Source organism: Mycobacterium sp. NGS34 (assembly GCF_059812845.1).
The window spans coordinates 261,878-275,624 of sequence record NZ_JCALDM010000007.1 but is presented as its reverse complement, the minus strand read 5'-3'; the positions used below and the strand labels follow the sequence as shown (position 1 = coordinate 275,624).

Here is a 13,747-nt window from a genome sequence, read left to right as displayed (position 1 = left end):
CTACCGCCCCTCAGTGCCCGAAGACGTGGCGGGCGGAATCTTGAACGGGTCGGCCGCCTGCCCGGACAGGTTGGCCATCTCGCCGGTCAGGAAGTCGGGCGGGTTGAGAACCTCGCTCATGTGCATCATGTTCGGGTCGAGCGCATAGGAGGTGGTGAAGAACGTCTCACCGATCCGGCGCAGGGTCAGGTCGAAGGTGGTGAACACGTTGAGGTAGTCGCCGCGCACCGACTGCTTGATGCCGAAGTTGGGGAAGGGGAACGTCAGGAGGATCTGCAGCGAGGTGACGAAGTTCTTGCGGTTGTCGCTGAGGGCCTTGACGACCGAGTACAGGCCCTTGAGGTCTTCGGCGAAGTCCACCTTGGTTTTTGCCAGGATGTGCGAGGTCACCGTCGCCAGCTTCTTGAGCGCGCCGAACGCTTCGACGATGTGGTCCCGGTTCTTGTTCAGCACCCCCAGCGCCTCGGGCAGCGTGTCCAGCGCCCGGCCCAGGTTGTCCTTGTCGCGCGCCAGGGTCGCGGAGAATCGGTTCAGCCCGTCGACCGCGTCGATGATGTCGTTGGTCTGCCGGTTGAGCCCCGCCGTCAATTCGGCGAGCCGGGGGATCAGGTCGGCGAACTGGTCCTGGCGACCCGCGAAGGCCTGATAGGTCTCGTCGGTAATGTCTTCCAGCGCACCGAGATTGCCCTTGTTGACGACGACACCCAACGCCGAGAGGACTTCCTCGGTGGTCGGGTAGCGGCCCGTGTTGGCCTCGGTGATCCTGGAGCCATCCTTGAGCCGCCCGGTCGGCGGCTTGTCCTTGGGGCGCGCCAGGTCGATGTGCATCGAACCCAGCAACGATGTCTGGGCCACCGTCGCGGTCGCGTTGGCCGGCAACACCACGTTCTTGTTCAGCGCCAGCTTCACCGCGGCGTAGAAGGATCCATCGGAACGCTGCTCGGCTGAAATGCCCGCGACGCTCCCGACGGTGACCTCGTCGACCATCACCGGCGAGTTCTGCGGCAGCGTCGCCACGTCGGGCATCTCGACGGTGATCGAATACGCCCCGCTGCCGTGGCCGGCCGTGCCTGGCATCGACAGGGAGTTCAGGCCGTTGAATTGGCAACCGGCCAGCAGCGCGCCGCCCGCCGCTAACACGGTGCCGCGCAACCAGATTCGCCTCATCCGCCACCGCCCTGATCGGCCGGCGGCGCGCTCGGCGCCTGGCCCGGCGGGGGGCCGGGCAGCGGACCGTACGCATTGCCGGGGCCGGGGCCCGGGGCCGGACCCGAGCTGAGGCCGGCCGGTGGCGGGGCGCCCGCAGCGGTCTGCGGCGCCGTCGGGACCAGGAGGGCCTGCAGGTCGGTGGGGCTCTGGGCGGGCGGCGGCAGGTGCGAGCCCTGGGCCGGTATCCAGGTCAGCTGCGGAACCGGGGTGGCCGCCTTGGCCTGGGTCTCCGGGGTGTCGTAGATGATCTGGCCCTTGTACGCGGTGATCGTGTTCAGCGGGTGGAACATGACCGGCGGGTAGTTCACCGCGAGCCGGCGCAACACCGGGCCGAGCCGTTCGCGGCATATCTCAGCGCGCCGGAAGTAGTCCGGCGCCCTGGGCCCGGCGGCGGTCTCGAAGGTGCCGCCGCAGATGAACTGCACGGGGTTGGCGAACTCGGGTATCGACAACAAACCGTTCAGCGTGCCCTGCGCCGGGTCGTAGATGTTGTAGAAGTTGGCGATACCCGGGCCGGCCACGTGCAACACCTGCTCGATGTTGTCGCTCTGGTCGCTCAACGTCTGCGCAAAGTCGTTGAGGTTGTTGACCGTATCGATGATCGTCGAGTTGTTCTCGTGCAGGAATCCCCGGATGTCCGAGAGCGCCTGATTCAGCGTGCCAAGCGTGTTGTCCAGATGCCGCGAGCTGTCGGCGAGCACCTGCGACACCGAGGCGACGTTGCCGGCGAACTGCACGATCTGTTCGTTGCTCGCCGACAGCGCGTCGACGAGCACCTGCAGGTTCTTGACCGTGCCGAAGAGGTCGCTACGCGAATCCCCCAGCCGCCCGGCGACTTGCGAGAGCTCGCGCAACGCATTGTGGAACGACTCGCCCTTGCCGTCGAGGGTGTCGGCGGCCTGGTTGATCGCCTTGCCCAGGGGCCCCTGCATCGATCCCGTCGTCGGGCCCAGCTGAACGGCCAGTTGCGTCAGGGACTCCTTGACCTCGTCCCATTCCACCGGCACCCCGGTGCGGTTCAGGTCGATGCTGCCGCCGTCGGGCAGCGCGGCCCCGCCGGTGTAGGCCGGGGTGAGCTGAATGAACCGCGCCGACACCAGGTTCGGCGAAATGATGACGGCCCGGGCATCCTTGGGGATCTTCACGTCCTTGGTCACCGACATGACGATCTTCACGTCGGACGGCCGCGGCTCGATCGTGTCGATCGAACCGACCGGCACGCCCAGGACGCGGACCTGGTCGCCCGGATAGAGGCCGACGGCGGAGGTGAAGTAGCCGATGACGGTCCTGTTATTGCCTTGCGCGGTCAGCACATACACGCCGCCCACCACCATCGCGACCAGCGCGATGATGATGCCGTAGCGCAGCCCCTTGCTGCCGGCGATGCGGTTCATCATGGCGACTTCGGCCTGATGATCCAGCGTTCCTGAATCAGCCCGCGCAGGTAGTCGGCGAGGCTGGCCGGCAGCTTGCCCGGCTGGTAGAAGAAGTCGAACACCATCGCGATCATCGGCGCGGGCAACACGCTGAACACGTTCACGTTGAACCCGGGACCGGAGCCGACGACCTCACCCAGCTCGGTGGCATAGGTGGGCAGCCGCTTGAGCGCCTCGGTGATGTAGTCGCGGCGCTCGTTGAGGTTGGCCAGCACCAGGTTCAGCTTGCTCAGCGCGGGGCCGAACTCCTTGCGGTTGTCGGCAACGAAGCCGGAAATCTGCTGGGAGAGACCGCCGATGCCGGAGATCAGCTCACCGATCGCGGCGCGCCGCTCGTCGAGCGCGGCGAACAACTGGTTGCCGTCGTCCACCAGCTTGTTGACCTGGTCGGCGCGCTGCGACAGGACACCCGTCACCGACTTCGCGTGCGCCAGCAGGCTTTGCAGCGCCTCGTCGCGGCGATTGAGCGTGCGGGACAGCGACGTCACGCCGTCCAGCGCGCCGCGCAGTTCCGGCGTGGCGTCGTGCAGCGTGTCGGTGAGCACGTTCAAGGCCTGCTCGAACTGCGGCTTGTTCAGGTTGCTGGCGTTGTTGCCCAGATCCTCGAGGGCGCCGGCGAGCGTGTACGGGGTCGTCGTGCGGCTCAGCGGGATGGTGGTCGCCTTGCCGCTGCCGGCCGGGGTCACCGAGACGGAACGCTCACCGAGGATGCTGTCGGTGCGGATCGCGGCCATCGACTGGTCACCGACGGTGATGTGCCGGTCAACGGAAAACGTCACCTTGGCGCTGTCGCCGGCCAGGCCGACGGAGGCGACCTTGCCCACCTTGAAGCCGGACACGTAAACGGCGTTGCCCGGGTTGATTCCGCCCGCGTCGGTGAAGAAGGCGTCGTACATCTTGCCCTGCGGAAAGAACGGCAGGTTCGAGTACCCGAAGGCGATGAGCACCACGCAGACCACGAGCACCACACCGAAGATGCCGGTGCGCAGCGGGTCGCGTTCGCGCCTTGCGTTACTTGACAAAAGCGCACCTCCCCTTGCTGGGATCCACCGGGCCGCCGAACGGTATCAGGATGTCGCCGCCGGCCGGGCCGTTGATCTTGATCGTCACCGAGCAGAAGTAGATGTTGAAGAACGACCCGTAGGCGCCGAGCGCCGCCAGCCGCAGGTAGTCCTCGCCGAGTTGCTCGACATCGTTGTTCACCTCGGCCTTCCGGTTGTCCAACTCGGTGGCCAGCGGGCGGGTGTTCTCAATGATGCCCTGCAGCGGGCGGCGCGAATTCTTCAGCAGCTCAGTCAAGTCCGTGGTCGTCGACGCCAGCGGCGGGATGGCCCCCGCGACCGCGTCCTTGTTTTTGGCCAGCCCCGTGATCAACTGCTGCAGCTGATCGACGCTGGCCGAGAATTGCGCGCTCTTCTGGTCGACGGTGCCCAACACGGTGTTGAGGTTGGTGATCGCGTCACCGATCAGCTGGTCGCGCTGGCCCAGCGCCGACGAGAACGCGCTCGTGTCGGCCAGCACGTTGGACAACGCCCCGCCCTGGCCCTGCAACAACTGGATGACCGCGCTGCTGATGGTGTTGATCTTGTCGGCGTCCAGGCCCTTGACCAGCGGCCGCAGCCCGCCCAGCAGCGCATCGAGATCCAGCGCGGGCTGGGTGTGTTGGGAGTTGATCGTGCCGCCCGCCGGCAGCTTGCGGAGCTCCCCCGGGCCCGACGTGATCTCCAAATAGCGGTCGCCGACCAGGTTTTCGTACCGGATCACCGCGCGCGTCGACGAATACAACGTGTAACGGCTATCCACCCCGAACTTCACGTCGATCGTGTTGTCGTGGTTGAGCTTCACGCCCGACACCGCGCCGACCGGCACGCCGGAGATGCGAACCTTCTGGCCTGCCTTCAGCTTCGACACGTCGGTGAACGTTGCGTGGTAAGTACTTTCGGGCCCGAACCGGAAGTCGCCGAAAACCACCACCAGCGACGCACTGACCAACACCATGGCCACCGCGAAGATGCTGACCTTGATCAGCATGGACCGGTGCGACGGCATCCCCGCGGCCGCCATCAGAAGTCGTCCCGTTCCGCGAAGGCGCCGTGGAACAGGAACTGCAGGGTCGAGGGCGCGTCGAACTGCAGCTCGGTGAACGGCTCGTACGGGATGTTGGCGTTATCGGTGACCAGGAAGGGCGCCCGGTAGAACGAACCGCCGGTCTGCTTGGTCGGGATGTCGGGCAGCCCGCGGCAGTTCGGACCCCCGGAGGCGTTGACGATCGGCAGGGATTCCGGATACGTGTACGAGGGCGCGCCCAAGACGAAGCTGGACGAGGTGAACAGGCCCGCCTTGCGCACACCGAGCAGCGGGGCGAATTCCTTGATGCCGCGCTCGACACCGGCGAAGAAGCAGCCGAATTCGGGCGAGTAGTCGTGGGCCACCTTGATCGGTGCGCGCAGCCTGTTGATGGCGTCGATGAAGTTCTGCTCGGCGGGCTCCAGTGTCTCGTAGGCGTTGTTGGCCAGTCCGATCGCCGCGAGCAGCGTGTCGTTGAGGTCCTTCTGTTTGTCGACGACGGTCCGGTTGATCGTCGGCAGGTTGTCGAAGACGGTGTTCAGGTCGGGGGCGGCGTCGGCGTAGGTGTTGGTCACGATCCCGGCCTTGCGGAAGTCTTCCTGCAGGGCGGGCAACTTCGGATTCGCCTGGCGCGCCAGCGTGTTCAGCCCCGCGAGCAACGATCCGAAGTCGTCGCCGTGGCTACGCAGCCCTTCGGACAGGGCGCTCAGCGTCCCGTTCAGCTCGACCGGGTCGATTTTGTGCAGCAGGTCGATGAGCGATTGGAACAAGGTGTTGACCTCCAGCGCCACCGCCGAGGCCTCCACGTGCGCGTCCGGGCGCAGCGAGGTCGGCGAAGGGGCCTGCGGCGGAACGAATTCGACCGACTTGGCACCGAAGATGGTGTTGCCCGCGATGTGCACCGTCGCGTTGGAGGGGACGAAGTGCATCTGGTCGCTGCTGATGGCCAGCGTCAGCCTCGCCTGGTCACCGGAGTAGTCGATGGCGGTGACCTTGCCGATCTGGATGCCCCGGTACTTGACCTTGGCGCCCTTGTCCATCACCAGACCCGCCCGCGGCGCCGAAACGGTGACGGTGTCGGTCGAGGCGAAGGCCGCCGTGTACGAGAGGTAAGTGAGGGCGGCGAAGGCAACGATCACGCCGGCCAGCAGCGCCGCTGCCAGCCGAACCGATGAGCGTCGTGATGCGCCTTCCGCCATGTCTTTTCGAGAGCTCCCTTCACCCGGAGAGGTTGAAGTTACCGGACGCGCCGTACACGGCGAGAGAGATGAACAAGGTGATGACGACCACGACGATCAGCGAGGTGCGCACGGCCTGGCCGACCGCGACGCCGACGCCGACCGGGCCGCCGCTGGCGTTGTAGCCGTAGTAGGTGTGCACCAGCATGACCGCAATGGCCATCACGATGGCCTGCAGGAACGACCACAGCAGGTCCGACGGTATGAGGAAGGTGTTGAAGTAGTGGTCGTACAGGCCCTTGGACTGCCCGTTGATGTACACCGTGGTGAAGCGGGCGGCGAAGAACGCGGCGAGCACCGACAGCGAATAGAGCGGAATGATCGCGATCAGGCCGGCGATCAGCCGGGTCGACACGAGGTAGGACACCGACTGCACGGCCATGCATTCGACGGCATCGATCTCCTCGGACACCCGCATGGCGCCCAATTGCGCCGTAGCGCCGGCTCCGATTGTGGCCGCCAGCGCGATGCCCGCGATCACCGGGGCGACGACGCGGACGTTGAGGAACGCCGACAGGAAGCCAGTCAGCGCCTCGATGCCGATGTTGCCCAGCGACGAATACCCCTGCACGGCGATGACGCCGCCGGAGGCCAGGGTCAGGAAGGCCGCGACGCCGACCGTGCCGCCGATCATGACCAGAGCGCCCGCGCCCAGCGTCATCTCGGCGACGTTGCGGATCGTCTCCTTGCGGTATTGGGTGAGCGCCTGCGGCACATAACGGACCGTCTTGCCGTAGAACAACGCCTGCTCGCCGAAGTCGTCGATGGGCCCCTGCAGCCGCGACATGAAGCGGCGAAACCGGAGGGTGGCGTCGTAGCTCATCGGGTGTTCCCTCGCCTCACTTCGCCGAAATCCGCACGCCGATGGCGGTCATGACCACGTTGATGACGAACAGGCAGATGAACGCGTAGACGACGGTTTCGTTGACGGCGTTCCCGACGCCCTTGGGACCGCCCTTGACGGTCAGGCCTCGGTAGCACCCGACCAGGCCGGCCATCACGCCGAACAGCAGCGCCTTGACTTCGGCGAGCACCAGCTCGCGCAGCCCGGTGAGCACGGTCAGGCCGTTGATGAACGCGCCGGGGTTGACGCCCTGGAGGAAGACGGAAAACACGTAACCGCCGGACAGACCGATGGCGCACACCAGGCCGTTGAGGAGCAGCGCGACCACGGTGGACGCCAAAACCCTTGGCACCACCAGCCGGTGGACGGGGTCGATGCCCAGCACCCGCATCGCGTCGATCTCTTCGCGGATGGTGCGGGCACCCAGGTCGGCGCAGATCGCGGTGGCACCCGCGCCGGCCACGACGAGCACCGTGACCACCGGGCCCAGCTGGGTGACGGTGCCGAAAGCCGTGCCCGCGCCGGACAAGTCGGCCGCGCCGATCTCGCGCAACAGGATGTTGAGGGTGAACGCGACCAGCACGGTGAACGGGATGGACACCAGCAGCGTCGGAACCAGCGAAACGCGGGCGATCATCCACGTCTGTTCGAGGAACTCGCCAAATTGAAACGGCCGTCTGAAAGTCTCACGGCCGGTGTCGATCATCATCTCGAAGAACCCGCCGATCGCGCGGGCGGGGACGGCAAGTTGTTCTCTCAACTTGGCCACCCCCCTTTGCTGCTCGCGGCGAAGCCTGTGTGTCGCCTTAACGTTGTCTTCGGTCGCATGCGGCTCGGTGTAAGCCGGATCATATTAACTCAGAGAAAGAGCACCATGTCAATGAACGCCATTTCCGTATCCGAACCGTTAATTTGTCCAGGTCAGAGGTATTGCCGCCGGTTCAATCTGACACGTGTTCTACTCGCCATTTTCAGCGCATAAAGTGCGTGTGGACCGTCATTGCTCCATGAGGTTGACCGCGGAAAAGTTCCGCTCCGGATCGCGTCCAGCAAAGTATTCTCCGAGCACACCGCTGAGCTGGCCGGGCTCCCAGGCCGGCCCGTCCGCCTTGAATCTGTGCTCCGCCGTCGGTGCGGCCACGAGTGTCACCTGTGGTCCGTAAACAATGAACACCTGCCCGTTGACTTCCGTGGCGGCGGGCGATGACAAGAACTTGACCAGACTCACCACGTGCTCGGGCGAGAGCGGGTCGATGCCGCCCTGCTCCACCTCCGGCGCCTCGCCGAACACGTCGGCCGTCATCGCCGTGCGCGCCCGTGGGCAGATCGCGTTCGCGCACACCCCGTAGCGTCCCAGCGCCCGCGCGGCTGTGAGGGTGAGCGAGATGATGCCGGCCTTGGCCGCGCCGTAGTTGGCCTGCCCCACCGGCCCCACCAGGCCGGCTTCCGACGCGGTGTTGACGATTCGGCCGAAAATGTGCCCGCCCGCGTCCTTCGCCTTGGCGCGCCAATACGTGGCCGCGTTGCGGGTCAGCAGGAAGTGCCCGCGCAGGTGCACGGCGATGACGAGGTCCCATTCCTCGTCGGACATGTTGAACAACATCCGGTCGCGGGTGATCCCGGCGTTGTTCACGACGATGTCCAGGCCGCCCAGCCCGTCGGCCGTGGCAACCAGTTCGTCGGCGGTCGCGCGCTGGCTAATGTCGCCGGCGACGGCGACGGCCTTGGCGCCCGACGAGTTGATCTCGTCGATGACGTCGGAGGCGTCGAGCGCGGCGGCGATGTCATTGACGACGACGGTGGCGCCGAGCCCGGCCAGGCCGAGCGCCTCGGCCCGTCCCAGGCCCGCGGCCGCGCCGGTCACCACCGCGACCTTTCCGGATAGATCGGTCGCGTTTGTGCTGCTAGTCAATTTATGAATACCTCTAGTCTGTGGTCAGTCTTCGCGCAGGAGCGCGGCGCGGGGGCATTCGGCGATCGCCTGCTCGGCCAGCTGCTCCCGGTCGGGCGGGATCGGATCGCTCTTCACGACGGCATAGTCCTCATCGTCCAGATCGAAGAGGTCGGGTGCGATTCCCAAGCACACCGCGTTCCCTTCACACCGGTCACGATCGACGATCACCCGCACGGCACCCTCCTTGAGACTGGCCTTCAACCTGAGCGCACGCCCTATCGGTTGGTAGGTCCACCATAGGGCCCCGGTGCGCCAGGCGAAACGGTCGCTGGATTCCCAGACTAGAACGTGTTACAACCGGGGAGGCGAACGGGTAGCCGTTGGTCGAGCTACGCGTGTCACGTTAACCAAAGGACGGCTGGAATGCGCATCAGTTACACCCCTGAACAGGAGGAGCTGCGTCGCGAGCTGCGGTCGTACTTCACCACGCTCATGACTCCGGAGCGCCGCGCGGCGCTGACGTCGACCGAGGGCGAGGTCGGGACCGGAAACGCGTATCGCGACACCGTCGCGCAGATGGGCAAGGACGGGTGGCTAACCCTGAACTGGCCCAAAGAGTACGGCGGCCAGGACCGCTCCCCGATGGACTCGCTGATCTTCACCGACGAGGCCGCCATCGCCGGCGTCCCGGTGCCGTTCCTGACGATCAACAGCGTGGCGCCGACGATCATGGCCTTCGGCACCGACGAGCAGAAGAAGTTCTTCCTGCCCAAGATCGCGGCCGGCGAGCTGCACTTCTCCATCGGCTACTCCGAGCCCGGCGCCGGCACCGACCTGGCTAACCTGCGCACCACCGCCGTGCGCGACGGCGACGACTACGTGATCAACGGCCAGAAGATGTGGACCAGCCTGATCGCCTACGCCGACTGGGTCTGGCTGGCGGTGCGCACCAACCCGGAGGCCAAGAAGCACCGCGGCATTTCGATGCTCACCGTGCCGACCACCGCGGAGGGCTTCTCCTGGACGCCGGTGCACACCATGGCCGGGGTGGACACCAGCGCCACGTATTACTCCGACGTGCGGGTGCCCGTGACCAACCTGATCGGCGAGGAGAACGGCGGCTGGAAGCTGGTGACCAACCAGCTCAACCATGAGCGGGTCGCGCTGGTGTCGCCGCAACCGATCTTTCTGGCGCTGCGCGAGGTTCGCGAGTGGGCGCAGAACACCAAGGACGACGGCGGGGCCCGCCTCATCGACTCCGAATGGGTGCAGCTCAATCTGGCCCGGGTGCACGCCAAAGCCGAGGTGCTCAAGCTGATCAACTGGGAGCTGGCCTCGGCGTCCAGTGAAGCGTTGAACCCCGCGGATGCGTCGGCGGCCAAGGTCTACGGGACCGAGCTCGCCACCGAGGCCTACCGGCTGCTGATGGAGGTGCTCGGCACCGCGGCGACGGTCCGACAGGATTCGCCGGGCTCGTTGCTGCGCAGCCGGGTCGAGCGGATGCACCGCGCGTGCCTGATCCTGACCTTCGGCGGCGGCACCAACGAAGTGCAGCGCGACATCATCGGGATGGTCGCGCTGGGCCTGCCCCGGGCAAATCGCTAGAGCTTCTATATATAAGGACGAGAAATTCATGGACTTCACGACGACAGAAGCGGCACAGGACCTCGGCGGGTTGGTCGACACCATCGTCGACGCGGTGTGCACGCCCCAGCACCAACGCGAGCTGGACGGCCTGGAGCAACGATTCGACCGCACGCTGTGGGGCAAGCTGGTCGAGTCCGACATCCTGACCAGCGCGGCGCCCGCCGCACTGGGCGGCGACGGCTTCGGCGTGCTCGAGCAGGTCGCCATCTTGGTGGCGCTGGGCCATCAGCTGGCCGCGGTGCCCTACCTGGAGTCGGTGATGCTGGGCGCCGGGGCGCTGGCCCGCTTCGGCTCCGAGGACCTGCAGCAGGCCTGGGGCGCGCCGGCGGTGCGGGGCGAAAAGATCCTCACCGTAGCGCTCGACGGCGAGATGGGTGAGGGGCCGGTGCAAGCGGTCAGCGCCGGTGCGGGCTACCGGCTGACCGGGACGCGCACCCAGATCGCCTTTGGTCCGGTCGCCGACGCCTTCCTGGTTCCGGCCGAAACCGATTCCGGCGCGGCCGTTTTCCTGGTCGCAGCCGACGATCCCGGGGTCACGGTGACGGCGCTGCAGACCACCGGGCGGGGCAGCGTCGGGCATCTGGTCCTGGACGGGACGCAGGTGGACGCCGGGCGGATGGTCGGCGACGGGGTCGTCTCCGCTTGGCTCGACACGCTGATGACCTTGGGGCGCAGCGCCTTTCAGCTCGGGGTGCTCGAGCGGGGATTGCAAATGACGGCCGAATACGCCCGCACCCGCGAGCAGTTCGACCGCCCGATCGGCAGCTTCCAGGCGGTCGGTCAGCGGCTGGCCGACGGCTACATCGACGTCAAGGGTTTGCGGCTGACGCTCACCCAGGCGGCCTGGCGCGTGTCGGAAGACATGCCCGCCGAGATTGACGTGGCCAGCGCGGCGTTCTGGGCCGCCGACGCCGGGCACCGGGTGGCGCACAGCGTCGTGCACATCCACGGCGGCGTCGGCGTCGACACCGACCACCCCGTGCACCGTTACTTCCTGGCCGCCAAGGAAATCGAGTTCGCGCTGCACGGTGCTACCGGGCAGTTGCGCCGGATCGGCCGCGAACTGGCGGAAACGCCGGCCTGAGAGCGGCGGGCGTGGAGCAGGCGGGGTCTTGAATGGGCTTCGTGATTCCTGCCGACCCCACCGTCACCAAACTCCTGGCCCCGCTGGCCGAAATCGAGGACCGGGGCGTCTATTTCGAAGACTCCTTCGTCAGCTGGCGTGACCACCTGCGCCACGGCGCCGCGATCGCGGCCGTGTTGCGTAAACGCCTCGATCCGGCCAAGCCACCACACGTCGGCGTGCTGCTGGAGAACACCCCGTTCTTCTCGGCGATGCTGGTGGCGGCGGGGATGTCCGGCATCGTGCCGGTCGGGCTCAACCCGGTGCGCCGCGGTGAGGCGCTGGCCCGCGACATCGCCCACGCCGACTGCCAAGTGGTGCTGGCCGATTCGAGATCGGCCGCGCCCCTGGGCGATATCGACCATGTCGACGTCGATTCCGCCGCGTGGGCGTCCGAGCTGGACGCCCATCGCGACGCGGCGCCCCGATTTCAGTCGGCGTGCGCCGCGGACCTGTTCATGCTGATCTTCACCTCGGGCACCAGCGGCGAGCCCAAGGCGGTGAAGTGCAGCCACGGCAAGGTCGCCATCGCGGGCGTGACGATGACGCAGCGCTTCGGCCTCGGGCGCGACGACGTCTGCTACGTGTCGATGCCGTTGTTTCACTCCAACGCCGTGCTGGTCGGCTGGGCGGTGGCCGCGGCGTGCCAGGGCTCGATGGCGTTGCGGCGCAAGTTCTCCGCGTCCGGGTTCCTGCCGGACGTGCGCCGCTACGGTGCCACCTACGCCAACTACGTCGGCAAGCCGCTGTCGTACGTGCTCGCCACGCCCGAGCGCCCCGACGACGCCGACAACCCGCTGCGCGCGGTCTACGGCAACGAGGGCGTGCCCGGCGACATCGAACGCTTCGCCCGCAGGTTCGGGTGCGTCGTGCAGGACGGGTTCGGCTCGACCGAGGGCGGGGTGGCGATCGCCCGCACCCCCGACACCCCGGCGGGCGCGCTGGGCCCGCTGCCCGACGGCGTCGACATCGTCGACCCCGACACCGGCGAGCCGTGCCCCGTCGGGGTGGTCGGCGAGATCGTCAACACCGCCGGGCCGGGCCGTTTCGAGGGCTACTACAACGACGAGGCCGCCGAGGCGCAGCGCATGGCCGGCGGCATGTACCACAGCGGCGATCTGGGTTACCGCGACGAGGCCGGCTACGCGTATTTCGCCGGGCGGCTTGGCGATTGGATGCGCGTGGACGGCGAGAACCTGGGCGCCGCCCCCATCGAGCGCGTGCTGCTGCGCTACCCCGACGCCACCGAGGTCGCGGTGTACGCGGTGCCCGACCCAATCGTCGGCGACCAGGTGATGGCGGCGGTGGTCATGGCGGCCGGCGTCGAGTTCGATCCCGACAAGTTCCGGGCTTTCCTGGCCGAGCAGCCCGACCTGGGCCCCAAGCAGTGGCCGTCCTACGTGCGGGTGAGCGAGGAACTGCCGCGGACGGTGACCTTCAAGGTGCTCAAGCGGCAGTTGTCGGCGCAGGGTGTCGACTGTGGTGATCCGGTGTGGCCGATCCGCCGGTAGCGCCCGCGATCGAAGCGAGCTTCGAGAGGCTGGCGGCAGCGGTGCCGGCGACCATCGGCATCGCGGTCGCTCGCCCGGACGTCGGCGAGGTGTATTCGCTGGGCCGATGGTCGTCGGGAGTTGCATGGTCAACCATCAAGGTGCCGTTGGCAATTGCGGCCCTGCGTGGCGATTCGGCGCGCGCCGGCGATCTGGTCGTCAAGGCCATCACGGAATCCGATAACCACGCGTCCGAGCAGTTGTGGTCCCAGCTGGGCGAGCCGGCGCAAGCTGCGCAACAGGTGCGTGCCATCGTCAGCGAATGCGGCGACGCGGATACCGTGGTCGAGTCGCGACGACTTCGCCGCGGTTACACCGCATTTGGGCAGACCCAGTGGACGCTGCGTCGCCAGGCGCGCTTCGCCGCGCGGCTTCCGAACATCGCAGACTCGGCCACCGTGATCGACCTGATGCGTCGGCTCACCCCGTCCCAGCGGTGGGGGCTGGCCGCCAAAGGCGCTGCCGCCAAGGGGGGTTGGGGGCCAGGCGTGCGCGGCGACTACCTCGTCCGGCAATTCGGCGTTCTGCCAACGGATTCCGGGCAGGTGGGTGTTGCGCTCGCGGCCCAGGCCCACGCGTACGAGGCCGGGGTGGACGCCGTGGACGCGATGACCGACTGGCTCGTCGGCCAGCTTCCCGCGCTCACCGGCCGGTGACGCGAATTCACTTGCCATCGAGCACCTTTGGCGAAACCGCTACATTTCCCCGGAAATGCTCAATAGCTGCCCGCATCGCGATA

Annotated in this window: 13 protein-coding genes; 4 read left to right on the top strand and 9 right to left on the bottom strand. The window is 67.1% G+C overall.

Annotated elements, in window-relative coordinates; all coding sequences use genetic code 11:
- From AC5Y7V_RS19475 to AC5Y7V_RS19435, 9 genes are all read right to left on the bottom strand, one after another.
- Nucleotides 1-1,167, bottom strand: a complete 1,167-nt coding sequence (locus tag AC5Y7V_RS19475) for a virulence factor Mce family protein (RefSeq protein ID WP_499881667.1) — start codon at nucleotides 1,165-1,167, stop codon at nucleotides 1-3.
- Nucleotides 1,164-2,606: a virulence factor Mce family protein gene (locus tag AC5Y7V_RS19470; RefSeq protein ID WP_499881666.1), complete on the bottom strand. Its 1,443-nt coding sequence runs from the start codon at nucleotides 2,604-2,606 to the stop codon at nucleotides 1,164-1,166. The genes AC5Y7V_RS19475 and AC5Y7V_RS19470 overlap by 4 nt, the downstream gene beginning before the upstream one ends.
- The gene (locus AC5Y7V_RS19465; RefSeq protein ID WP_499881665.1) at nucleotides 2,603-3,667 is read right to left on the bottom strand and encodes a virulence factor Mce family protein; all 1,065 of its coding nucleotides are present in this window, start codon (nucleotides 3,665-3,667) and stop codon (nucleotides 2,603-2,605) included. Before AC5Y7V_RS19465 ends, AC5Y7V_RS19470 begins: the two co-directional genes overlap by 4 nt.
- Nucleotides 3,657-4,709 (bottom strand): MCE family protein, encoded by a 1,053-nt coding sequence (locus AC5Y7V_RS19460; RefSeq protein ID WP_499881664.1) that lies wholly within the window; start codon nucleotides 4,707-4,709, stop codon nucleotides 3,657-3,659. Before AC5Y7V_RS19460 ends, AC5Y7V_RS19465 begins: the two co-directional genes overlap by 11 nt.
- Complete coding sequence (locus AC5Y7V_RS19455) at nucleotides 4,709-5,911, bottom strand: MCE family protein (protein ID WP_499881663.1); 1,203 nt, start codon at nucleotides 5,909-5,911, stop codon at nucleotides 4,709-4,711. The genes AC5Y7V_RS19460 and AC5Y7V_RS19455 overlap by 1 nt, the downstream gene beginning before the upstream one ends.
- Before the next feature lie 19 nt (nucleotides 5,912-5,930).
- Nucleotides 5,931-6,773 (bottom strand): ABC transporter permease, encoded by an 843-nt coding sequence (locus AC5Y7V_RS19450; protein WP_067159662.1) that lies wholly within the window; start codon nucleotides 6,771-6,773, stop codon nucleotides 5,931-5,933.
- A gap of 16 nt (nucleotides 6,774-6,789) precedes the next feature.
- Nucleotides 6,790-7,554, bottom strand: coding sequence for an MlaE family ABC transporter permease (locus AC5Y7V_RS19445; protein ID WP_499881662.1), 765 nt, complete (start codon nucleotides 7,552-7,554; stop codon nucleotides 6,790-6,792).
- Nucleotides 7,555-7,791: 237 nt separating this feature from the next.
- The gene (locus AC5Y7V_RS19440; protein WP_499881661.1) at nucleotides 7,792-8,706 is read right to left on the bottom strand and encodes a 3-oxoacyl-ACP reductase; all 915 of its coding nucleotides are present in this window, start codon (nucleotides 8,704-8,706) and stop codon (nucleotides 7,792-7,794) included.
- A gap of 24 nt (nucleotides 8,707-8,730) precedes the next feature.
- Nucleotides 8,731-8,922, bottom strand: coding sequence for a ferredoxin (locus tag AC5Y7V_RS19435; RefSeq protein WP_499881660.1), 192 nt, complete (start codon nucleotides 8,920-8,922; stop codon nucleotides 8,731-8,733).
- 189 nt (nucleotides 8,923-9,111) lie between these two features.
- Here AC5Y7V_RS19435 and AC5Y7V_RS19430 point away from each other — a divergent pair, with 189 nt between their 5' ends.
- The 4 genes from AC5Y7V_RS19430 to AC5Y7V_RS19415 are packed head-to-tail and all read left to right on the top strand — an operon-like array spanning nucleotide 9,112 to nucleotide 13,664.
- Nucleotides 9,112-10,293 (top strand): acyl-CoA dehydrogenase, encoded by a 1,182-nt coding sequence (locus AC5Y7V_RS19430; RefSeq protein ID WP_499881659.1) that lies wholly within the window; start codon nucleotides 9,112-9,114, stop codon nucleotides 10,291-10,293.
- Nucleotides 10,294-10,321: 28 nt separating this feature from the next.
- Nucleotides 10,322-11,419, top strand: coding sequence for an acyl-CoA dehydrogenase family protein (locus tag AC5Y7V_RS19425; protein WP_499881658.1), 1,098 nt, complete (start codon nucleotides 10,322-10,324; stop codon nucleotides 11,417-11,419).
- A 41-nt stretch (nucleotides 11,420-11,460) separates the two neighbouring features.
- Nucleotides 11,461-12,969 (top strand): long-chain-fatty-acid--CoA ligase FadD17, encoded by a 1,509-nt coding sequence (gene fadD17 / locus AC5Y7V_RS19420; RefSeq protein ID WP_499881657.1) that lies wholly within the window; start codon nucleotides 11,461-11,463, stop codon nucleotides 12,967-12,969.
- Nucleotides 12,951-13,664, top strand: a complete 714-nt coding sequence (locus AC5Y7V_RS19415) for a serine hydrolase (RefSeq protein WP_499881656.1) — start codon at nucleotides 12,951-12,953, stop codon at nucleotides 13,662-13,664. The genes fadD17 and AC5Y7V_RS19415 overlap by 19 nt, the downstream gene beginning before the upstream one ends.
- The last annotated feature ends 83 nt before the right edge of the window (nucleotides 13,665-13,747 follow it).

What these genes read in the sequence shown, in the direction of transcription:
- AC5Y7V_RS19430 (WP_499881659.1), top strand. Translation starts at nt 9,112, where the DNA reads ATGCGCATCAGTTACACCCCTGAACAGGAGGAGCTGCGTCGCGAGCTG.
- AC5Y7V_RS19475 (WP_499881667.1), bottom strand. Translation starts at nt 1,167, where the DNA reads ATGAGGCGAATCTGGTTGCGCGGCACCGTGTTAGCGGCGGGCGGCGCG.
- AC5Y7V_RS19450 (WP_067159662.1), bottom strand. Translation starts at nt 6,773, where the DNA reads ATGAGCTACGACGCCACCCTCCGGTTTCGCCGCTTCATGTCGCGGCTG.
- AC5Y7V_RS19425 (WP_499881658.1), top strand. Translation starts at nt 10,322, where the DNA reads ATGGACTTCACGACGACAGAAGCGGCACAGGACCTCGGCGGGTTGGTC.
- AC5Y7V_RS19470 (WP_499881666.1), bottom strand. Translation starts at nt 2,606, where the DNA reads ATGATGAACCGCATCGCCGGCAGCAAGGGGCTGCGCTACGGCATCATC.
- AC5Y7V_RS19460 (WP_499881664.1), bottom strand. Translation starts at nt 4,709, where the DNA reads ATGGCGGCCGCGGGGATGCCGTCGCACCGGTCCATGCTGATCAAGGTC.
- AC5Y7V_RS19455 (WP_499881663.1), bottom strand. Translation starts at nt 5,911, where the DNA reads ATGGCGGAAGGCGCATCACGACGCTCATCGGTTCGGCTGGCAGCGGCG.